At 57.8% G+C, this 21,633-nt stretch carries 20 protein-coding genes; all 20 read left to right on the top strand.

The window, feature by feature from the left end:
- The first annotated feature begins 11 nt into the window (after positions 1 to 11).
- Positions 12 to 1,028 (top strand): type VI secretion system protein TssA, encoded by a 1,017-nt coding sequence (tssA, locus tag P346_RS15470; protein ID WP_032658413.1) that lies wholly within the window; start codon positions 12 to 14, stop codon positions 1,026 to 1,028.
- 75 nt (positions 1,029 to 1,103) lie between these two features.
- The gene (gene tssB, locus P346_RS15475) at positions 1,104 to 1,628 is read left to right on the top strand and encodes a type VI secretion system contractile sheath small subunit (RefSeq protein ID WP_008502644.1); all 525 of its coding nucleotides are present in this window, start codon (positions 1,104 to 1,106) and stop codon (positions 1,626 to 1,628) included.
- A gap of 3 nt (positions 1,629 to 1,631) precedes the next feature.
- Positions 1,632 to 3,131, top strand: a complete 1,500-nt coding sequence (gene tssC / locus P346_RS15480; protein ID WP_014884232.1) for a type VI secretion system contractile sheath large subunit — start codon at positions 1,632 to 1,634, stop codon at positions 3,129 to 3,131.
- A gap of 79 nt (positions 3,132 to 3,210) precedes the next feature.
- Complete coding sequence (locus P346_RS22360; protein WP_032658410.1) at positions 3,211 to 3,642, top strand: Rap1a/Tai family immunity protein; 432 nt, start codon at positions 3,211 to 3,213, stop codon at positions 3,640 to 3,642.
- Complete coding sequence (locus P346_RS15485) at positions 3,639 to 4,133, top strand: T6SS effector amidase Tae4 family protein (RefSeq protein WP_032658408.1); 495 nt, start codon at positions 3,639 to 3,641, stop codon at positions 4,131 to 4,133. Before P346_RS22360 ends, P346_RS15485 begins: the two co-directional genes overlap by 4 nt.
- Positions 4,118 to 4,567, top strand: coding sequence for a T6SS amidase immunity protein Tai4 family protein (locus tag P346_RS0121560; protein WP_152537849.1), 450 nt, complete (start codon positions 4,118 to 4,120; stop codon positions 4,565 to 4,567). The genes P346_RS15485 and P346_RS0121560 overlap by 16 nt, the downstream gene beginning before the upstream one ends.
- A 180-nt stretch (positions 4,568 to 4,747) precedes the next feature.
- The gene (locus tag P346_RS15490; protein WP_008502640.1) at positions 4,748 to 5,230 is read left to right on the top strand and encodes an Hcp family type VI secretion system effector; all 483 of its coding nucleotides are present in this window, start codon (positions 4,748 to 4,750) and stop codon (positions 5,228 to 5,230) included.
- 57 nt (positions 5,231 to 5,287) lie between these two features.
- On the top strand, positions 5,288 to 5,830 hold the full coding sequence (locus P346_RS15495; RefSeq protein ID WP_021240381.1) for a hypothetical protein: 543 nt from the start codon (positions 5,288 to 5,290) through the stop codon (positions 5,828 to 5,830).
- Entirely contained in the window at positions 5,821 to 6,228 is a 408-nt protein-coding gene (locus P346_RS15500) for a putative T6SS immunity periplasmic lipoprotein (RefSeq protein WP_032658405.1), read from the top strand. Before P346_RS15495 ends, P346_RS15500 begins: the two co-directional genes overlap by 10 nt.
- 81 nt (positions 6,229 to 6,309) lie before the next feature.
- Positions 6,310 to 8,073 carry a type VI secretion system-associated FHA domain protein TagH gene (gene tagH / locus P346_RS15505; RefSeq protein WP_032658402.1) on the top strand — a complete coding sequence of 588 codons (1,764 nt, stop codon included), beginning with the start codon at positions 6,310 to 6,312 and terminating at the stop codon, positions 8,071 to 8,073.
- The gene (locus tag P346_RS15510) at positions 8,070 to 8,867 is read left to right on the top strand and encodes a PP2C family protein-serine/threonine phosphatase (RefSeq protein ID WP_023336024.1); all 798 of its coding nucleotides are present in this window, start codon (positions 8,070 to 8,072) and stop codon (positions 8,865 to 8,867) included. Before tagH ends, P346_RS15510 begins: the two co-directional genes overlap by 4 nt.
- A 16-nt stretch (positions 8,868 to 8,883) precedes the next feature.
- Positions 8,884 to 9,882, top strand: coding sequence for a hypothetical protein (locus tag P346_RS15515; RefSeq protein WP_032658398.1), 999 nt, complete (start codon positions 8,884 to 8,886; stop codon positions 9,880 to 9,882).
- A gap of 9 nt (positions 9,883 to 9,891) precedes the next feature.
- The gene (locus P346_RS15520; RefSeq protein ID WP_032658395.1) at positions 9,892 to 10,704 is read left to right on the top strand and encodes a type VI secretion system accessory protein TagJ; all 813 of its coding nucleotides are present in this window, start codon (positions 9,892 to 9,894) and stop codon (positions 10,702 to 10,704) included.
- Positions 10,697 to 11,260, top strand: coding sequence for a type VI secretion system baseplate subunit TssE (gene tssE, locus P346_RS15525; protein WP_023312148.1), 564 nt, complete (start codon positions 10,697 to 10,699; stop codon positions 11,258 to 11,260). The genes P346_RS15520 and tssE overlap by 8 nt, the downstream gene beginning before the upstream one ends.
- Before the next feature lie 2 nt (positions 11,261 to 11,262).
- Complete coding sequence (gene tssF / locus P346_RS15530; RefSeq protein ID WP_032658393.1) at positions 11,263 to 13,134, top strand: type VI secretion system baseplate subunit TssF; 1,872 nt, start codon at positions 11,263 to 11,265, stop codon at positions 13,132 to 13,134.
- Complete coding sequence (gene tssG / locus P346_RS15535) at positions 13,131 to 14,174, top strand: type VI secretion system baseplate subunit TssG (protein ID WP_032658392.1); 1,044 nt, start codon at positions 13,131 to 13,133, stop codon at positions 14,172 to 14,174. Before tssF ends, tssG begins: the two co-directional genes overlap by 4 nt.
- Before the next feature lie 38 nt (positions 14,175 to 14,212).
- Positions 14,213 to 16,828 carry a type VI secretion system ATPase TssH gene (gene tssH / locus P346_RS15540; RefSeq protein ID WP_032658389.1) on the top strand — a complete coding sequence of 872 codons (2,616 nt, stop codon included), beginning with the start codon at positions 14,213 to 14,215 and terminating at the stop codon, positions 16,826 to 16,828.
- A gap of 24 nt (positions 16,829 to 16,852) precedes the next feature.
- Positions 16,853 to 18,274 (top strand): serine/threonine protein kinase, encoded by a 1,422-nt coding sequence (locus tag P346_RS15545; protein ID WP_032658386.1) that lies wholly within the window; start codon positions 16,853 to 16,855, stop codon positions 18,272 to 18,274.
- A gap of 65 nt (positions 18,275 to 18,339) precedes the next feature.
- Entirely contained in the window at positions 18,340 to 21,045 is a 2,706-nt protein-coding gene (tssI, locus tag P346_RS15550; protein WP_032658383.1) for a type VI secretion system tip protein TssI/VgrG, read from the top strand.
- A gap of 11 nt (positions 21,046 to 21,056) precedes the next feature.
- Complete coding sequence (locus P346_RS15555) at positions 21,057 to 21,632, top strand: hypothetical protein (RefSeq protein WP_233456559.1); 576 nt, start codon at positions 21,057 to 21,059, stop codon at positions 21,630 to 21,632.
- Position 21,633: the final 1 nt, after the last annotated feature.

Below are 21,633 nucleotides of genomic sequence, written 5' to 3'. Positions count from 1 at the left end.
GCAGGGATCTCATGAATATCGAAGAATTTCTCGCGCCAATCAGTCCCGAAAAACCCTGCGGCGAAAACCTGGAGTACGACGCCGACTTCCAGATCATGAATCAGGCAAGTCTTGGGAAAGCGGAACAGCAGTTTGGCGACACCATTATCCCGGCAGAGCCCGCTGACTGGAACACGGTGGAAAAATACGCCACCAGCCTGCTGACCCGCACCAAAGATCTTCGCGTACTGCTGGCGTTAACCCATGCCTGGACGCGCCGTCGCGGGCTTGCGGGCTACGCGGACGGATTGCTGCTGGTGCAGGAGGCGATCGCCCGTTACTGGGAGACGCTTTATCCGCTGCTGGAAGAGTATGGCGAAACCGATCCGTTCTATCGCATTAACGCCCTGGCAGGGCTGAGCGATAAATCCGACCTCACCGTCGCCGTGCGAAACGCCTCGCTTCTGCGTTCAAACGGCGATGAAATTTCGCTCCGGGATGCCCAGGCCCTGCTGGACGGCAGCAAGACGGAATGTCCGGACTATCCCGGCGGCCGTCCGCGGCTGATTGACGAGCTGGCCCGCGGCGACCAGCCGGGAACCGCAGCGGTTATCGTCATTAACGAACGTCTGCTGGCGATTCGCGAGCTTCTCACCGGGCATCTCGGTGAAAGCGGCGTGCCCGAGATGGAGCAGCTGCTGAAAACCGTCGGACTGGTCGCCAGCGCGTGTCAGGTGACCGACATCAGCAAGCTGCTGCCGAACCGTGAGGCGCAGGCCGAACCCCAGGCCGAGCAGCAGTCGGCGGCAGCGCAGCCCGCTCAGCCGGTCACCGACTGGCGAAGCGTGCAGGTCACCAGCCGCGCCGACGCGCAGCTGATGCTGGAAAAAGCGAAGCAGTATTTTGCGCAGTACGAACCGAGCCACCCCGCACCGCTGATGATTGAACGGGTGCAGCGGCTGTCAGAACTTAACTTTATGGACATTATTCGCGACCTGGCGCCAGACGGCGTTAACCAACTTGAAAACATCTTTGGGCGCCGCGAATAACGCGTCCAGGCATTATGACGACAGGCATGGAGCCTGCCGTTTCACCTTCACCGCGCATCTTTGATGGAGAACATCATGGCAATGAGTAACAGTGGGCAGAAATTCATCGCACGTAACCGTGCCCCCCGCGTGCAGATCGAGTACGACGTAGAGATCTACGGTGCAGAACGTAAGATTCAGCTGCCGTTTGTGATGGGCGTCATGGCCGATCTGGTCGGCAAACCGGTGGAAAATCTGCCGGCCGTCGACGAGCGTAAATTCCTCGAAATCGACATCGACAACTTTGACGAACGCATGAAGGCGCTGAAGCCGCGCGTGGCGTTCCAGGTGGATAACACCCTGACCGGCGAAGGCAAGCTCAACGTGGATCTGACCTTCGACAGCATGGACGACTTCCTGCCGGATGCGGTGGCCCGCAAGGTTGAGCCGCTGAACAAGCTGCTGGAAGCGCGTACCCAGCTCTCTAACCTGCTGACCTATATGGACGGCAAAAACGGTGCGGAAGAGCTGATCGCTAAAATTCTGCAGGATCCGACGCTGCTCAAATCCCTGAGCCAGTTGCCGAAAAATGACGAAAGCGCGAAAGGTAGCGAGGAATAATCGATGAGCAACCAGACTCAACAACACGAGCAGCAGGCGGGTCAGGCGTTCAGCCAGGATGAATTCAGCGCGCTGCTGAACAAAGAGTTCCGCCCGAAAACCGATCAGGCCCGTTCAGCCGTAGAGAGCGCGGTTAAAACGCTGGCGCAGCAGGCGCTGGAAAATACCGTCACCTTCTCCAACGACACCTACCGCACCATTCAGAACCTGATCGCCGGTATCGACGAGCAGCTGTCGCAGCAGGTGAACCAGATCATTCACCACGAAGAGTTTCAGAAGCTGGAGAGCGCCTGGCGCGGTCTGAGCTATCTGGTGAACAACACTGAAACTGACGAGATGCTGAAGATCCGCTTTATGAGCATCTCCAAGCAGGAGCTGGGCCGCACCCTGAAGCGCTTCAAGGGCGTGGGCTGGGACCAGAGCCCGATCTTCAAGAAAATCTACGAGCAGGAGTACGGTCAGTTCGGCGGCGAGCCGTTTGGCTGCATCGTGGGCGACTACTACTTCGACCACAGCCCGCAGGACGTTGAGCTGCTGGGCGAAATGGCGCGCATCGGCTCTGCGGCGCACTGTCCGTTTATCACCGGTACCGCACCGGGCGTGATGCAGATGGAGTCCTGGCAGGAGCTGGCTAACCCGCGCGACCTGACCAAGATCTTCCAGAACACCGAATACGCCGCCTGGCGTTCGCTGCGTGAATCCGAAGATGCCCGCTATCTGGGCCTGGTGATGCCGCGCTTCCTGTCGCGCCTGCCGTACGGCATTCGCACCAACCCGGTCGACAGCTTTGACTTTGAAGAGCAGACCGACGGCGCGAACCACAACAGCTACTCCTGGGCGAACGCCGCGTATGCGATGGCCGCCAACATCAACCGCTCCTTCAAAGAGTACGGCTGGTGCACCTCGATTCGCGGCGTGGAGTCCGGCGGGGCGGTTGAAAACCTGCCGTGCCACACCTTCCCGAGCGATGACGGCGGCGTGGACATGAAGTGCCCGACCGAGATCGCCATCAGCGATCGTCGTGAAGCCGAGCTGGCGAAAAACGGCTTTATGCCGCTGGTTCACCGCAAAAACTCCGACTTTGCCGCCTTCATCGGCGCGCAGTCGCTGCAGAAACCGGCGGAGTACCATGACCCGGATGCCACCGCTAACGCGCGTCTGGCCTCTCGTCTGCCGTACCTGTTCGCCTGCTGCCGCTTTGCCCACTACCTGAAGTGCATCGTGCGGGACAAAATCGGCTCCTTCCGCGAGCGCGAAGAGATGGAGCGCTGGCTGAACGACTGGGTCATGAACTACGTTGACGGTGACCCGGCGAACTCCTCTCAGGAGACCAAGTCCCGCAAACCGCTGGCCGCTGCGGAAGTGCAGGTGCAGGAGATTGAAGATAACCCAGGCTACTACGCCGCGAAGTTCTTCCTGCGTCCTCACTACCAGCTGGAAGGTCTGACCGTTTCCCTGCGTCTGGTATCTAAACTGCCGTCGCTGAAGACGAAAGACGCGTGATGATGAGTGCCGGCCCGCAGGGGCCGGCAATTTGAGCGTAAGAGCTTGGCTTAATACTGTCAGTGAATAAGGATATACGGTGAAACATATACTTTTAATCGCAACCAGTTTGCTGGCAGTTTCTACTCTGGCAAGCGCTGACGCTGGAAATTATAAATATCCTCAAGCGGAAGCATTGCCTCAGGATGACACATCAAACTTCCAACGCGATCCGACGTTATTAACGGGATACGATTTAAATTTGAGTGCAGAGCGTTTCGCTAAAGCCTGGTTGTCGAAAACGAATGAACGTGAACGCATTAAGGCAAATATGTATCTTCTCGGCGTAGTCGATGCATCTGAGGGCACTGCATGGTGCAAGGGCAGGCCTTTTTTGCCAAATACTATACATGAGTTTCTCTATTCTCGTTTTGCGAACTTATCAAAACAGCAAGGCGAAGAACGCGCTTCAAAAATTATCATTGATGGAATGAAAGAATTACGCCCGTGCAAAAAGGAGAGTGATAAATGAGACCATTATACGAACAGCTGAAACGTCAGCATTACTCTTCAAATCATACGCGCGCGGGTTTTGCCTCGGGTGAACAGGTCTTCTCAGAAATTGGCTACGATTATTCAACGATTATCAAGCAGCAACCGGCATACGAAAATACCTGTGCGGTAAGAATGAGTCTGGCATTGTTAAAATGTAATATTGAATTCACAGGCCGTTTACCCATAAAGTCGGGTCCCTATAAAGGAAAAACAATCGAACCTGGCGCAAAATTACTTGCCGATCAACTTTATAAATCCCATGTGTTTGGCAAGGCAGAAATATTTACCGATCGCGAGGCGGGTGCGCGCTCAATGTTGGGCCGAAAAGGTGTTGTTTTCTTCAATAAAATTGACGGGTATGGCGGTGGTCATATCGACCTTATCGAGCCTCTGAGTAATAATTCGTTTATATGTAACTCCGATTGCTTTCCGTACTGTCAGGAAATCTGGTTTTGGGAATTAAAATAATTTCATTCAGATATCTAAAGACAGCATTATTTTTGCTCACTTGCTTATGTTTTTCTGCTCGCGGTGATAACTCTCACGTAGATTTTTATCAGCAGCAACCATACCGGCAGGTCGTAAAAGATTTGGTTCTGGCGCGCTGTCTTGCTCAGGTGGCAGATAAAGGCAGCCAGTTTTCTGCTGACGCCGCCCGCAGTGCGAGTGCATTCATAGAATGGATACCTTTTGATGCTGAAAATGGCACTGAGAAAATGAATGCGCTCATTAGAAAATATAAAGATCGCATTAACGGGTTTCATGCTGAACGAAAGCCCGATGTAAAAGGCGTCACGTTAAATTGCCTGCGTCTTTATCATAGTGACGAACTTAACAAGCTGGTACCTCAATTAATCATCGGAAACCCTGACCGCACCTGGATTCAGGATAACCCGCAGTAGTAAAAGACTTCACATTCTTTCCGTTCATTCAGGGGGAATGTAAGACTGTCAAATGACACGGGTCATTTGATATGAGGCAGAGGTAAAATATGGACGGTTTTATTCAGCCCCATGCTTTCCTGTTTGCCATATAAGTGCTTTTTCGAAAGCAATATTGTTCATCCACGAAGAGTAGATATTATGGCTATTGATATGTTTCTGAAGGTCGAGGGTGTTACGGGCGAATCTAAAGATTCTAACCACACCGGCTGGACTGATATTACCTCCTTCTCCTGGGGCGCTTCCCAGCCAGGTAATATGAGCGTTGGCGGTGGCGGCGGTGCCGGTAAAGTTAACTTTAACGACCTGCACGTTAACGCGCTGATCGACAAATCCACCACCGCTATCCTGAAACACTGCGCCAGCGGTAAACACCTGACCAAAGTTGAGCTGTCCGTCTGTAAAGCCGGCGGCCAGCAGGTGGAATACTCCCGCATCACGCTGGAAGATGTGCTGGTCACCTCTGTTCAGTACACCGGTGCAGACAACGGCGATACCGTTGGTGTGACCTATGCGTTCCAGGCTGCGAAAGTGAAACAGCAGTACTGGGAGCAGACCACGTCTGGTGGTAAAGGTGCTGAAAGCAGCGCTGGCTGGAACATCAAAGAAAACAAAGAAGCGTAACTGCGTATGTGGCCGGGGAGTTTTCCCCGGTCATTATCAACCGGGAAGGAAGATAGCATGGCAAGTTTGCAGGAAGGAGGCGCCCGTCCTCTCACCATTGGCGAAATAGCACTGGCGCGCTCGGTTTTTGGTGACGCAATAAAGTACTCAGAAGTTAAAGTCCATAATAAAAGCTATTTGCCGTTTAATATGCAGTCGACAGATGTCGCAATGACCCCCAACGGCGAGCTCTATTTTCGCGAGCCGCATTATCGGGATGACTTCTCAATAGAGGTTCCGCGATATAAACACTGGTTTATTCACGAAATGGTGCATGTACTGCAGCATCAAATTGGAATGAATGTTCGAACCCGAGGCGCATTCAGTTGGGCAGCAAGTTATAATTATTCTCTGCCCCCCGATAAAAAACTATCGGACTTTGGTATGGAGCAGCAGGCTTCTATCATTTCAGATTTTTATTATCTGATAAATTACGGTCTGGGTGATTTCCGAAACATTGCAGGTTTCGAGGGAATTATCGGACCCGACCTGAAGGATAAATATCTGCAGGTATTATCGTTGTTTATTCAAAATCCTAAAGACCGGCGGGTATGGTTATGAAACAGTTACTCAGTGTTGTAGCAATCGCATTAACGGTGAGTGCCTGTGTCTCTCATCCTGCACAATATCAGTCGCTTACGGTTACGCTAAAGAACAACGAACCCTGCTTTGCTATTCCCGCTAACTCCGGGTTAGACGCGCCTGTCACCAGCCATTCGCCCACCATAATGAAGCGCGCTGGAAATGAATGGAAAGCGATATCGCCGCCGTCAACGTTTAGCCCTGAGGTGACGTTAACGACCCAACAGTGTCACCAGTGGCAGGGGATTGCGTGGCAAGCTGGAGAATATGATGTTGCCCTGAAGGTGTCAGGGAAAAACGATTCTATTCGCTATGCGGCCCGCTTTACCTTACAAGAAGGTCCCTCAGGCCAGTTTAAGCTTACGCAGACTGAATAGAATGTGTTAACCCCAAACGCCGCCGTTCTCGCCCCGAGAGCGGCAGCGTTTGAGCGCTAATCATACCAGCAGGAATACGCCATGCGATTCACGATTATTTCTACGAAACCCGGTCATCAGCCGCCGCAAAGCAGCTGTGATTTTTACGCCCCGGGCGGCACCATTGGGCGCGGTACGGATAACAATCTGGTATTGCCGGATAATGACCGCACCATCTCTCGTCTGCAGGCCATTGTCCACGTTGACGCCCAGGGCGAATGCCGCGTGACCAACCGTGGCAGCGTCACCCGCGTGGTATTAAATGACATTCCGCTGGAGCGAGGTCGTCAGGTTGAACTGCAGGATGGCGACATTCTCGGTATTGATGACTACCGTATCGAAGTCACCGAACTGATCCACGATACGCAGCCCGTGAGCCGTATGGCGGCCAGCATGCATCAGCAGGCGCGTCCGACACCCGCACCCGCGACCGCTCCACAGCCGAAGCCGGCGAGCGCCGCACCGCGCGGGAAGGCCGAGCCGACCGCCGTGCCAACGGAAATCTGGGATAGCCTGATGCAGGAGTTCTCCATCTCCGACAGCATCTCCAGCAACCGTACAAAACCGCAGCCTGCTGCATCGCACGATCCGTTCTCCCAGCCTGCGGCCCCGGAGCGTAACGCGGAAGATCCGCTGGCGATGTTCAACGACAGCGATCCAAAGCTTGAGCGTAAGAACGTTGACCCGGACACGCTGTTCAGCGACGAAGCGTTGTTCAAAAAAGAGAGTATTTTTGACGACGTCACCCCGTCAACGCTGGTGCCGCCGGGCGAGAATAGCCCCATTAAGCCAGAAGACGAGGCGACGGACGAGCTCGATCCGCTGGCCCTGTTTGGCGGTAAGGCCAGCGCGCCAGCCGCGCGTAATGACGACCCGCTCGGGCTGATGGGCGGCGCACCGTTAACCCATCCGGATGACATTCTTGCCGAAAAGCCTGCGCCAGTGCCGGAACCTGAGCAGGAAGAGGACGTGCTGGCCGATTCTCCGCTGTTCGCCCCCGAGCCGCAGGAAGAACCGCGTGCTGAAGAAGAGCCCGCGCGACCGGATTACGCAGGCTTCACCATGCCTACGCCGCAGGCCGTTGCGCGCAGCAGCACTCAGGCGCCGAAGGGTCGTCTGCGCATCGACCCGGTCAATAACGCCGCCGCCCCAACCGCTACGGCGAACAGCGGTGAGAAGGGCGAAGTGCTGCAGGGCGAGCTGCTGGAGGCGCTGCTGGAAGGCATGGGTCTGAGCGAAATGCAGCCCGTCCCGCAGTTTGACCGGGAAAATATGCGTCAGCTCGGGCAGATCCTCGGTATGTTCTCTCAGGGGACCGTGGCGCTGCTCTCCTCACGCTCCATCCTCAAGCGCGGCGTGAAGGCCGATATGACCATGGTGCTGGATGATGCCAACAACCCGTTCAAGCTGTTGCCGACCGGCAAAACCGTGCTGATCCAGATGTTCGGCACCCCGATGCCGGGCTTTATGCCGCCGACCAAATCCGTGCGCGACGCGCTGATCGATCTGCAGGCGCACCAGCTGGGCATGATCTCCGGTATCCGCGCCATCATTGCCGCGATGCTGCAGTCCTTTAACCCGGAACAGCTGGAAGAGCAGGCGAAGCAGAACGGGATGACCTCTCGTCTGGCGCTGCCGGGCAGCCGCAAAGCCGCCCTGTGGGACTATTTTGTGCGCAGCTATGGCGAAACGGCAGGCGAGATTGAGGATGACTTCCACACCCTGTTCGGCGAGGCCTTCCTTCATGCGTACGACATGGAGGTAAATCAGTACAAAGACTCACAGAGCGGATCGGAAGACAAATGAATATCGCAACGGCTTCTCTCTCCCGCCAGGGGACGCGCGCCAGCAACCAGGATCAGACGGGAGAAACCATAGGGGAACGTTCAGCCTGCTTTGTCGTCTGCGACGGCATCGCGGGCCTGCCGGGCGGTGAGGTGGCTGCAGAGCTGGCCCGCAACAGCATCATCTCCCGCTTCGATGGCGACAAACATCTTAACGCGCAGCATATCCGCGACTACGTGCAGACGGCGAACCGCACCATCCTCAGCGAACAGCAGGCCGTTCAGGACTATCGCCGGATGGGCACGACGCTGGTCAGCCTGTTCATTGACCGTGATTACGGGCTGGCCTACTGGGCGCACGCTGGAGACAGCCGCCTGTACCTGTTTCGCCGGGGATGGCTATGGCATGTGACCACCGACCACAGCCTGGTGCAGCAGATGAAAGACGCCGGGCACCAGACCGACGATCTCAACAGCAACCTTTTGTACCTCGCGCTGGGGATTGAAAACGGCGGGCCGGAAGCGAGCTACAGCGACGTGGTGCAGGTTGAAGACGGCGATGCATTCTTACTCTGCACCGACGGGTTCTGGCACGGCGTCAGCGAAGAGCAAATGAAGCAGTCGCTGCATATGGTCAATACGCCGCAGGAGTGGCTGACCTTAATGAACCAAATCATTCAAAAGAATGGCGAACAGGAGGGGAATGCTCAGGATAACTATACTGCCCTGGCGGTATGGATGGGCAACCCTCAGGACACTACTTTGCTGCACACCCTCTCTGACGCAGCACAATTTCTTCCCTGCGGAACTGATTAGACACACAAGGAACGATATGAAACTTTGGCTATCGGGTTTGGCACTTCTGGCGGTCACCTCCACCGCGCAGGCTGAGAATTTCCGCATCGTGCAGTCTCCTGCGCAGAAGCTGGATATCTGGATCGACAACATCAAAGACAACACGCCGCAGAGCTGGTGTAAGCCTGAGGTGGCGCTGCGTATCGTGGCGAACGGCAAGAAGGACGTCTCCGTGCTGGAGAACTTTGTGCCGCGTCTTGGCTCCCTGCTGGAACACCAGTGCAGCAAAGTGAATAAGCTCAGCTGGACGCTCAACGACCCGGCGGGTACCACGCTGGCGCAGGGTACGGCAGGCAAAGCGCAGGACTGGGCGCTGGTGGTGAAACAGGAGCAGGCCGCGCCTGCTGCGACCATCACCGCAACCCCAGCCAGCGGCGCGCTGCTGCCGCCGGACCAGAACGTGGCATCCCGCACCGTCGCCGCTGACCGCACGCCGTGGCAGGAATTTACCCTGCAGGACGGCTGCCACCTGCGCACCTTCTGGGAAGGAGGCGCGTCCGCACCGGCGCTCTTTATTCCGGATTCTGACACCACCCGCTGCGGTAACGGCAGCTGGCTGAGCGGACACACCGTGGTTTCGCAGTCCCGCAACGGCGGACAGAAAGAGATGGCGGTGACGTACATCCATGGCTTCCCGGTGACCGGGCTGAATCAAAGCGCCGATCCTGAAAACGCGCTGATCACCTCCGTCAACAAAGAGCGCATGGTATTCAGCACGCCAAACAGCGACCAGAGCTGGATGATCCTGCCTTACGATAACGCCCTGAACAGCTGGAAAAGCAACGGTACCGTAGCGGTGGAGATCTCCCGTGAAGTCGCCAGCGATGATGCAAAACTGCAGGCGCGTATTGCGGCGGTGAAAAAAACCTGGAGCGCCTGGGTCGCACCCGGCACTCCGCTGAATATCGTGCTGATTGACACCCTGCGTCCTCAGCTGCGCGATCCGGCCGTCGGCGCATGGCGCGCGGCGAATTAAGGAATGGCTATGAATACGCTCTATCAACACCTGGCGGGCGAGTCGCTCAGCGATGCGCTGGCGCGCATTGAAGCTGAAATCAAAGCCCGTCCGGCGGATGCCGACCTCCGCGCCGCGTTCGTGCAGTTTTTAACCCTCAGCGGCAACTGGACGCGTGCGCTGACCCAGCTGAAAAGCTGGCTGGCGCTGAAGCCTCAGGCGAAGCCCACCGTCACGCTGCTGGAGCAATCCATTCAGGGCGAGCTGCAGCGAGCGCAGGTGATGGCGGGACAGGCGCGTCCGGCTATGCCTGAAACCCAGTGGCCGTGGCTGACGACTCTGGCCGCGGCGCTGAGCGAGGAGGGCGAGCGCGCCCGGGCGCTGAGTCTGGAAGCTCTCGATCGGGCTGAGGCCACCTCCGGCCAGATTATCCTCGAAAACGAGGAGACGCAGGCTTTCGAGTGGCTGATGGATGGCGATGCCCGTCTCGGCCCGGTCTGCGAAACCATCGTGAATGGCCGCTATTTCTGGCTGCCGTTCAGCGCTATCGCGGAGATCCGTTTCCAGGCGCCCGCCAGCGTGACCGATCTGGTCTGGCGTCACGCGCTGGTGCGCCTGACCGACGGTACGGAGCAGGTGTGTCAGATCCCGGCGCGTTACCCGTTTGCTGCCGATGCCACCGATGCGGTCAGGCTGGGCCGCACCACCGAATGGCAGCCGCTCGACGAAGACGGCACCCTTTACGAAGGCAGGGGCCAGAAAGCCTGGCTGAGCGAGCAAAGCGAATACCCGCTGCTGTCCTTAAGCCTCGTGACGCTTGCAACGGATGGAGCCGATGAGTAATCCCGCTGGCGAAGGCGATCTGCTGCGCAGCGGCTGGCAAGCCCGCAGCAGGCAGGAGAAGGTGGGGGCGCGCGACAAAATGCAGCCCTCGCTGCTGGATCGTCTCACCGATAACGACCCGGAAAAAAAACGCGAGTCGGCCAACAGCAATCTGATCACCCACGCCGCCCTGCGTCGCAACGTCCTGCGCGATCTGCAGTGGTTGTTTAACACCATCAACCACGATGCCTCCGGCGATTTGAGCGCCTTGCCGCACGTGAAGCGCTCGGTGGTCAACTTCGGCGTCGCGCCGCTGGCCGGGAAAAGGATGTCGGATATCGAATGGCACGACATTCAGCGCAAGCTCACCGAGGCCATCATCAATTTTGAGCCGCGCATTTTGCCGCAGGGGCTGCAGGTCCGCTGCGTGTCGGATACCTCCTCGCTGGATCTGCACAACGTGCTCTCCATCGAGATCAAAGGGCGTCTGTGGTGCGTGCCGTACCCGCTGGAGTTTCTGTTTCGTACCGATGTCGATCTGGAAAACGGCCATTTTGAACTGAAAGATGCGGGGTAATCATGGAAAGTAAACTGCTCGAATACTACAACCGTGAGCTGGCCTACCTGCGCGAAATGGGAGCCGAGTTTGCCGAACGCTACCCAAAAGTCGCCGGACGGCTGGGCATGCTCGGCATCGAAGTGGCGGACCCGTATACCGAACGTCTGATGGAGGGCTTCGCCTTCCTGACCTCCCGCGTGCAGATGAAAATGGACGCGGAGTTCCCGCGCTTCTCCCAGCGTCTGCTGGAGATGATTGCCCCTAACTATCTCGCGCCCACGCCGTCGATGGCGATCGCGGAGATTGAGCCCGACAGCAGCCGGGGCGACCTGAGCAAGGGCTTCATTGTGCCGCGCGGCACCATGATGGACAGCCTGGCGCTGAAAAAAACCGGCGTAACCTGCAGCTATACCACGGCGCACGAGGTCAACCTGCTGCCGCTGAAAATCGACAAGGTCGAGCTGGGCGGCGTGCCCGCCGATCTGCCGCTCGCGCAGCTGGGGCTGAGCCAGCGGGGGATCGGCAGCGCCTTGCGGATCCGCATCGCCTGCGACGGCCCGCAAAACCTCGGGCACCTGGATTTTGACCGTCTGGAATTTTTCCTCGGCGGTCCGGACATTGAAGCGCTGAAGCTGCTGGAGCTGGTGATGGAGCACCACGCCGGGATCGTCTGCCAGACGGTCAGCCCGCAGCCGCAGCGACAGCTGCTGGCGTCGGACGCGCTGCGCCAGGAGGGCTTTGAGCCTGACCAGGCCCTGCTTCCCGACGATCTGCGCAACTTTGACGGCTATCGCCTGCTGCAGGAGTATTTCGCGTTTCCGGCCCGCTTCCGCTTCATCAGCCTCAGCGGTTTGAGCAAGCTTGTCGAACGCTGTGAAGGCGAAAAAGCCTTCGACATCTTCATTCTGCTGGATAAGTCGGATGAACAGCTGGAGCGCGTGGTCGATGCCAGCCATCTGGCGCTGCACTGTACGCCGGTCATCAACCTTTTCCCCAAGGTCGCGGCGCGTCAGAAGCTGAATGAAGGCCAGCATGAATACCATCTGGTGGTCGATAACATTCGTCCGCTGGATTATGAAATTTACGCGGTCAAAAAAATCTATGGCAGCGCGGACGGCCAGCGCGATGACCAGACGTTTCGTCCATTCTGGAGCACCTGGAGCGGCGATGCGGGCAACTACGGGGCCTATTTTTCCCTGCGTCGCGAACAGCGCGTGCTGTCCGAGCACGCCCTGCGCTACGGCACGCGCACCGGCTATATCGGCTCGGAGGTGTTTGTTTCGCTGGTGGATGAACAGCACGCCCCGTGGCAGGAAAACCTGCGCTATATCTCTGCCGAGGTGCTGTGCACCAGCCGCGATCTGCCGCTGATGCTGCAGCAGGAGCTCGGGCAGTTCATTATGGCCGACTCCATGCCGGTGAAATCCCTCACCCTGCGCAAAGGCCCGACGCCGCCGCGTCCCGCGCTGGCGGAAGGGTTCAGCACCTGGCGGCTCATCAGCCAGCTGCAGATGAACTACCTCAGCCTGATGGACAGCGAAAACGAAGAGGGTGCGGCCGCGCTGCGCCAGCTGTTAGGGCTGTACGCCAACCTGGCAGAAACGCCCGTTGCGCGTCAGGTGGAGGGGGTACGCCACTGCGTGCTGGAGCCGGTTCACCGCCGCGTGCCTGAACCCGGTCCGGTCGTTTTCGCCCGCGGGATAGGCATTACCCTGACGGTCGATGAGCGAGCCTTTTCCGGCGCCAGCCCGTGGCTTTTCGGCAGCGTGATGGAGCGTCTCTTTGCCCGTCTGGTGTCCATCAACAGCTTTACGGAGTTCACCCTGAAAAGTCAGCAGCGCGGCGAGATTGGCTACTGGGCGCCGCGCATGGGTAAAAGGGCGCTGATATGAGTGACGCTGCCACTGCACCGCTGCGCGTGCATCGCCTGACCTGGCTGCCGGACGCGTTCTGGCAAGGGGTTCGCGAGACGCCCTGGCGCTACGATCTGTTTCAGCTGTTAAGGCGCATTGATGCCCAGGGCGGCGAGCGCTACCCGCTTGGACGCGCGCCGCTGCCGAAATTTGAGCCGCTGCGCATCGGCCAGCAGCCGTCGATGAGCTTTGCACCGTCGACGATGGCTCAGGTCCGTCAGCGCGAAGAGAGCGGGCTGCATGAGGTGTCTATCCTCAGCTTCGGCCTGTTTGGCCCGAACGGCCCGCTGCCGGTCCACATGACCGAATACGCCCGCGAGCGTATTTATCATCATCAGGACGCCAGCCTCAGCGCGTTTGCCGATCTGTTCCATCACCGTCTGGCGCTGCTGTTTTACCGCGCCTGGGCGGATGCGCAGCCGGCCGTCTCTCTGGACCGCGCCGACAACAGGCGCTTTGAGGGGTATCTGGCGTCGCTGATCGGCATGGGCCAGCCGGGGCAGATGAACAAAGGCAGCCTGAGCTCGCATGCCCGCTTTACCCACGCCGGACACCTGACCCGTCACGGGCGGGATCCGGAGGGGCTGGAGAAGATCCTGCGCAGCTATTTTAAAGCGCCGGTTAAGCTGGTCAGCAACGTACCGCAGTGGATGCCGCTTTCCACGCGCGAGCAGGCGCAGCTGGGAGCAGGGCGCCGCATGCCGCGCATGGGGGAATCCGCCTTTCTCGGCGTCGCCGTCCGCGACGTGCAGCACAAGTTTCGCATCGAAATTGGCCCGCTGAGCGCGGAGGAGTACAACCGTTTTCTGCCGGGTGAAGCGTGGGTCACCGAGCTGCGCGACTGGGTGCGTCAGTACGCCGGGGTGGAGTTTGAATGGGAAACGCGGGTGATCCTGCGTGAAGACGCGGTGCAGGGCACCACGCTCGGCAGCAATGGGCGATTAGGCTATAACACCTGGCTGGGCCTTCAGCCGCAGCCTGTCCCGCGTGGCGATCTGGTGTATCGCGCAGAGCGGTAATCCTTCCGTATACCGAATCATTGTTAATGGAAACTAACATGTCAGAAATTAGCCGTGCCGTGCTTTTCGGCAAACTGGATACGCTGTTATTTACCTCTCTGGAAAGCGCCACTGCGTTCTGCAAGCTGCGCGGCAACCCGTACGTTGAGCTGGTGCACTGGCTGCATCAGCTGATGCAGCAGCAGGATGGCGATCTGCAGCAGGTCATCCGCCACTTTGCCCTCGATGAACAGCAGCTGACCCGCGATATCGTGGCCGCGCTGGATGTCCTTCCGCGCGGGGCGAGTTCCGTTTCCGATCTCTCCGAGCATATCGACAGCGCCGTAGAGCGCGCCTGGGTCTTCGGCTCGCTGAAGTTTGGCGTCAGCCGTATTCGCGGCGGCCATTTGCTCATCGGCATGCTTAAAACCTGGAACCTGGCGAACGTGCTGAAAAGCATTTCGTCGCAGTTCACCCGCCTTAACGTCGAGGTGCTGATTGAGCAGTTCGACGCGATTTGCGCCAACAGCAAAGAGACGCAGCAGGCGGCTGCCGCCGTCGATGCACCGGCAGGCGCGGTCCCGGCGGCGCAGGGGACGCTGGCCCAGTACGGCCAGGACCTGACCGCCCGCGCCCGCGAAGGGAAGATTGACCCGGTTGTCGGGCGCGACGAAGAGATCCGCCAGATGGTCGATATCCTGATGCGTCGCCGCCAGAACAACCCGCTGCTGACCGGGGAAGCCGGGGTCGGGAAAACGGCGGTGGTGGAAGGGCTGGCGCTGCGTATCGCCGACGGCGACGTGCCGGAGCCGCTGCAAAATATTCAGCTGTGGCTGCTGGATATCGGCATGCTGCAGGCAGGCGCAGGCATGAAAGGCGAGTTCGAGGCCCGTCTGCAGGCGTTAATCAATGAAGTGCAGTCCAGCGCCACGCCAATTATTCTGTTTATCGATGAGATCCACACCCTGATTGGCGCAGGCGGCCAGCAGGGGACCGGCGATGCGGCGAACCTGCTGAAGCCTGCCCTGGCGCGCGGACAGCTGCGCACCATCGGGGCCACCACCTGGGCGGAATACAAAAAGTACATCGAGAAAGACCCGGCGCTGACCCGTCGTTTCCAGACGGTGCAGGTGCACGAGCCGGACGAAGCGAAAGCCATTCTGATGCTGCGCAGCACCGTGTCGCCGCTGGAGACGCACCACCAGGTGCTGCTGCTCGACGAAGCGGTCAGCGCGGCGGTGAAGCTGTCGCATCGATACATTCCGGCGCGTCAGCTGCCGGATAAAGCCGTTGCGCTGCTCGACACCGCCTGCGCCCGCGTCGCGGTCAGCCAGAGCGCGCCCCCTGCGCAGCTCGAAGACTGCCTGCGCCACCTTGCCGCGCTGGACGTGGAAATTGAGATTGCTGAACGCGAAGCGCGTGTGGGAGCCGGTGACGCCGATCGCGTGACCGCTTTACTCGCCGAACGCGACGCGTATGAAACAAAACGCGAAGCCCTGGCCCAGCGCTGGGAAGAAGAACGCAGCCTGGTGCAGGAGATTATCCGCCTGCGTGCGGCGCTGTTCGCGGCGGGCGATGACGATAGCGCCGAGCTGCGCGGCCAGCTGGCGGAGCAGCAGCAGGCGCTGAACGCCTTACAGGGCGATGAGCCGCTGCTGTTTGCCGCGGTGGATGAAAACGTGGTTGCCGCGGTGGTCTCTGACTGGACCGGGATCCCGCTGGGCCGGATGGTGAAAAATGAGATCGACGCGGTGCTCAACCTCGCCGACACGCTGAACCAGCGCGTTATCGGCCAGCGTCACGGTCTGGATCTCATTGCCCGCCGCGTGAAAACCTCGCGGGCGAAGCTGGACGATCCCAACAAACCGGTGGGCGTCTTTATGCTGTGCGGCCCGTCCGGGGTCGGTAAAACCGAAACCGCGCTGGCGCTCGCGGAATCCCTTTACGGCGGCGAGCAGAACGTTATCACCATCAACATGAGTGAGTTCCAGGAAGCGCACACCGTTTCCACCTTAAAAGGTGCGCCTCCGGGGTACGTAGGGTATGGTGAAGGCGGCGTGTTAACCGAGGCCGTGCGCCGCCGCCCGTACAGCGTGGTGCTGCTGGACGAAATTGAAAAAGCGCACCCGGACGTCCACGAAATCTTCTTCCAGGTCTTTGATAAAGGCTGGATGGAAGACGGCGAGGGGCGCCACATTGATTTCCGTAACACCATCATTATTCTGACGTCTAACGTCGGTACCGACCTGATTAGCGCCATGTGCGCCGATCCGGAGCTGATGCCGGAGCCTGAGGCGTTAAGCGGCGCCCTGCGCCAGCCGCTGCTGGAGGTATTCCCACCGGCGCTGCTGGGCCGCCTGCTGGTGGTGCCGTACTACCCGCTCAGCGACGAGATGCTGGGGCAGATTGTTCGCCTGCAGCTCAAGCGCATTCAGCGTCGTCTGGAAGAGAATCACAGCATTATTTCTGAGTTTGACAACAGCGTGGTGGAACAGATTGTTCAGCGCTGTACCGAGGTGGAGTCCGGGGGCCGCATGGTGGATGCTATTCTGACCAACACCTTGCTGCCTCAGATGAGCCAGATCTTACTTACCGCCAGCCGCAGCGACGAGCAGTACCGACGTCTGCACGTCACCTGCGAGCAGGGCGAGTTTCACTGTCAGTTTGCCGCGTAATAATCATCAAGAGAACTGTAAAAGATGACGGATAATGATAACAATCGGACTGTCCCAAACGCGCTCCCGGTCGGGTACCGCTTCAACGAGTTTGAAATCAAAGAGGTGATCGGCGGCGGCGGTTTTGGCATCGTCTATCGCGCGTGGGATCACCAGCTCGAACGCACTATCGCTATCAAAGAATTTATGCCTTCCTCGCTCGCCGTGCGCGGCGACGACATGACCCTGGTGCTGCGCAGCGAGCGCTTTGGCAAAGCGTTTTCCGCAGGCCTGAACAGCTTTATTCAGGAAGCCCGTCTGCTGGCGCGCTTTAACCACCCGAACCTGCTGCACGTCCTGCGTTTCTGGGTGCAAAACGATACGGCCTACATGGGGACGCTGTTTTACAGCGGGACCACGCTTTCTCGCCTGCGCGAAGAAAAGCCGGAGCTGATCAACGAAGCCTGGATCCGCCGCACGCTGCCGATGCTGTTCGGTGCGATCAAGACCATCCACAACGAAGGCTACCTGCACCGCGACATTTCTCTGGATAACATTCAGATCCAGGATAACGGCCTGCCGGTGCTGCTCGATTTCGGCTCCGCGCGCCGCACTATCGGTAACCTCTCCGACGAAACGGAAACCATGCTGCGCCCGGGCTTTGCGCCAATTGAGCAGTACACCGACGACAACGAAAGCGAGCAGGGCCCGTGGACGGATATTTACGCCCTCGGCGCCGTGCTGCGTACCCTGATTGTGGGTTCTCCGCCGCCGGTCAGCGTGGTGCGCTCTATTCAGGATACCTGCAAACCGCTGGTGGAAATCATGCCGCAGGGCTATTCCATTCCACTGCTGCAGGCCATCGACCGCGCGCTGGCGCTGCACATGGAGGACCGTCCGCAGTCTATCGACGAGTTCGCGGCGCTGATAGAGATGCCGGTCGCCGGGATTAACGACGTGCTGACCGCCAAAAAAACCGGCACCATGCTGGTTCCGGTAGAGGAAGAGAAACCGGCTTCGGCGCTTGACTGGCGCCGCTACAAGATCCCTGGGATGGTTGCCGCTGGCGTGCTGGTGGGCATTGTCGCCGGGGCGATGCTGTTCGGCAGCGGGAATGATGCTCCCGAGCAGGCTGCACAGCCACCGGCAGAGACGCGCCCGACTGAAACCGCCGCGAACGCGCCTGACGTGAAGCCGGAAACGGCGAAGGTGAGCGAGCAGGCGACGGCACAGCAGACGCCACCGCCTGTCGACGCAAGCCCTGTTGCGCTGGTCTATATCCGCATCCTCGACGGCGAAACGCTGAAAGTGAACGGCGAGCCAAAAGCGCTGCGCCCGGCGACCAACGGTTATGCATCTCTCAAGCTGCCAGCCGGCGAGGTAAAGATTGAACTGCAGGGCAACGGAAGAACGCGTGGCCAGACGCTGGATATCACCAAGCCGGGTACCTGGCTGGTGAATCCTTAGAATTACGCTCAGTCACAGATGCGAACCTCTTTTCTGAATCGCATAAGCTAGATGGAATAAAGATTATGCTCAACCGAATTACCGTTCAGCTCCCGGTGGAGGGGCTTCTGTTCTGGAAACTGACGGGCCGCGAGGCGATGTCCGAGTCGTTCGCGCTGACGCTGACCGTGCTCGGCACGGACGCGCGCATCGACCGCAGCAAGCTGCTGGGCCAGCCGGTCACGGTGACCATCCCGACGCAGAATCTGCTGACGTCCCGCTATGTTAACGGCAAGATTACCCGCGTGGCGGTCAGCGCCGTCGAGCTGACGGGCACCCGCTATGCGGTCTACCAGCTGACGGTGGAACCGGACCTGTGGCCGATGAAGCGCGACCGTAATCTGCGAATCTTCCAGGGTCAGACGGTACCGCAGATTGTGAAAACCCTGCTGGGTGAGCATCAGGTTAACGTTGAGGATAAACTCACCGGCAGCTACCGGGTGTGGGACTACTGCGTGCAGTATCAGGAATCGAGCCTGGACTTCATCAGCCGCCTGATGGAGCTGGAGGGGATTGCCTATCACTTCAGCCACGAGGCGGACAAACACACCCTGGTGCTGACCGACGCCGCCACGCAGCATCAGCCGTTCAGCGGCTATGAGGTCATTCCTTACCACCAGACGCCGTCAGGCGGCAGTACGGATGAAGAGGGCATTAGCCAGTGGGCGCTGGAGGACAGCGTGACGCCGGGGATTTACAGCCTCGACGACTATGACTTCCGCAAGCCGAACGCGTGGCTGTTCCAGGCCCAGCAGAATCCGGCGTCGCCGAAGCCGGGCAGCATCGACGTGTACGACTGGCCGGGGCGCTTTGTGGATAAAGGGCACGGGGAGTTCTATGCCCGCATCCGTCAGGAGCGCTGGCAGGTGGAGCATCAGCAGATTCAGGCCACGGCCACGGCGGCGGGGATTGCGCCCGGGCACACCTTTACGTTAACCAACGCGCCGTTCTTCAGCGACAACGGTGAGTATCTGGTGACGGCGGCGGGTTACCACCTCGAAGAGAACCGCTACGCCAGCGGCGAGGGTGAAACCATTCACCGCACCGATTTCACGGTCATTCCGTCGGCGGTGGTGTACCGCCCGGCGCAGTCCACGGCGTGGCCGCGCACCTACGGCCCACAGACCGCGAAAGTCGTGGGGCCGAAGGGCGAGAGTATCTGGACGGACAAATACGGTCGCGTGAAGGTGAAGTTCCACTGGGACCGCCTGGCGAAAGGCGATGACACCAGCTCCTGCTGGGTGCGCGTGTCGAGCGCGTGGGCGGGCCAGGGCTACGGCGGGGTGCAAATCCCGCGCGTCGGCGACGAGGTGGTGGTGGACTTTATCAACGGCGACCCGGACCGTCCGATTATTACCGGTCGCGTGTACAACGACGCGAGCATGCCGCCGTGGGCGCTGCCTGCCGCGGCGACGCAGATGGGCTTTATGAGCCGCACGAAAGACGGTTCCGTCGACAATGCCAACGCCCTGCGGTTTGAGGATAAAGCGGGCGCAGAGCAGGTGTGGATCCAGGCCGAGCGCAACATGGACACCAGCGTTAAGAACGATGAAACGCACAGCGTCGGCGGGGCGCGCAGCCATTACGTGAAGAAAAATGAACTGCATCGCGTGGAAGCGAATCAGACCCAGGCGGTGAAAGGCGGAACCGAGATCCTGACGGGCAAAGGCAAGCTGGATGCGGCGGTCGAGCAGTATGTTATTGCTTCCGGGACGAAGCTGCGGCTGGTCTCTGGTGAGAGCGCCATTGAGCTGAACGCTAACGGCAAGATTAACCTGATCGGCAAAGAGTTTAACTTCTTCGTTGAAGGGGATGGGTATATCACCACGGGCGGTAAGCTGCACCTGAATACGTCGGGAACCAAGCCGGGCACAACGGCACCGGGAGCGGGGCATAAAGGGGATATTGATGCGGCGGTGCAGGCGTATTTCTCTCCGGATCAGGCTAAAAAATCTGCCGGTGCTGGAGTTTCCGGAGGATCAGGTAAAGCGGCACCTGCGCAAAACAATTCAGCTGCATCAACTGGCACAGATAAAACCAGTGAATATGATTATTCGTTGCAGGACATGGTGGATAAGCAAAAGAATTTAAAGGCTAAACCTCAAAAGTGGACGCGACGCGGTTTTGTTAACGCCTCTGAAGAGGATATTAAGAAATATGCAAACCCGGATAACTACAATACTGGAACTGATAAATATCAGTTCCTTGATCTCTCATCTTCATCTGGTGTTTCTGAAACTGATATGGCTTCCTTCCTGAAAGGGAAAGGCGTACTTGAAGGTCAAGAAAAAACATATCTTGATGCAGCAAAGAAATACAATGTCAGTGAAGTTTACCTGGCCTCGCATTCTGCTCTCGAAACAGGTAACGGAGCGAGTGAACTGGCAAAAGGTGTCGAGGTCAACGGTGTAAAAGTTTATAATATGTACGGTATTGGCGCTTTAGATGGCAATGCCGTTAAAACAGGTTCCAATTACGCATATAAAATGGGATGGACTTCACCAGAAAAAGCGATAGATGGTGGTGCGAAATGGATTTCCGAAAAATACATTAATAATGCGGATTATGCCCAAAACAATCTTTATAAGATGCGATGGAACCCAGCTTCGCCAGGAACTCATCAGTATGCAACTGATGTCAACTGGGCTGTAGCCCAAACATCAAACATGAAGAAAATGTTTGATAATTTCCCAGGGGCAAACCTATCATATGATATTCCAAAATTTAAGTAATGGATCAACTTATGAGTAAGAAAATTCTGAGTGCTTTCTGTTCGGTACTGGTGCTTTGCAGTTTGAACAGTTATGCGGCGACTGCTCAAATCAATAAAGAAGTTGAAAATTCATCACATAATCTTTTAACAAATCCTGATTTTTCTGTACAAATAAACAAACAATCTGTCGCATTGGGCGACAGATGGACTAATGACGTTGCACGTAAAGTTGAGTTGCCGGTTGAAGGCCATTTTGTTGGGGAGGTTCCTTTTGATGGAACAAATTATAAATTCTTCCAGCATCAAAAGTCTGGATTGGAAATATTCAGTTCTAATCTTTGGTGGGATAAAGCCGAGAGAAGCGTTGATGATTATATTGTGTCGCAGATTACGCTAACTGCTCCGGATGGCAAAACAGCTCGCGGGATCCATATTGGTTCAACAATAAATGAACTTAATAAAGCTTATGGTGGTGGCCAGGTAGAAAATGATTCCGGGGAGCAATGGATTTCCTATGAATTGGGTAAGAAATTGCTCTCTTTTGAGGTTAAAGACAGCAAGGTTGTGAAAATAACCATGAATTACGAAAATGGTTCTTCAGAATGAT

The organism is Enterobacter sp. DC1, assembly GCF_000568075.1.
Classification (GTDB): Bacteria; Pseudomonadota; Gammaproteobacteria; order Enterobacterales; family Enterobacteriaceae; genus Enterobacter; species Enterobacter asburiae.
The sequence above is the reverse complement of the archived record's forward strand: the minus strand, read 5'-3'. Positions and strand labels throughout refer to the sequence as shown.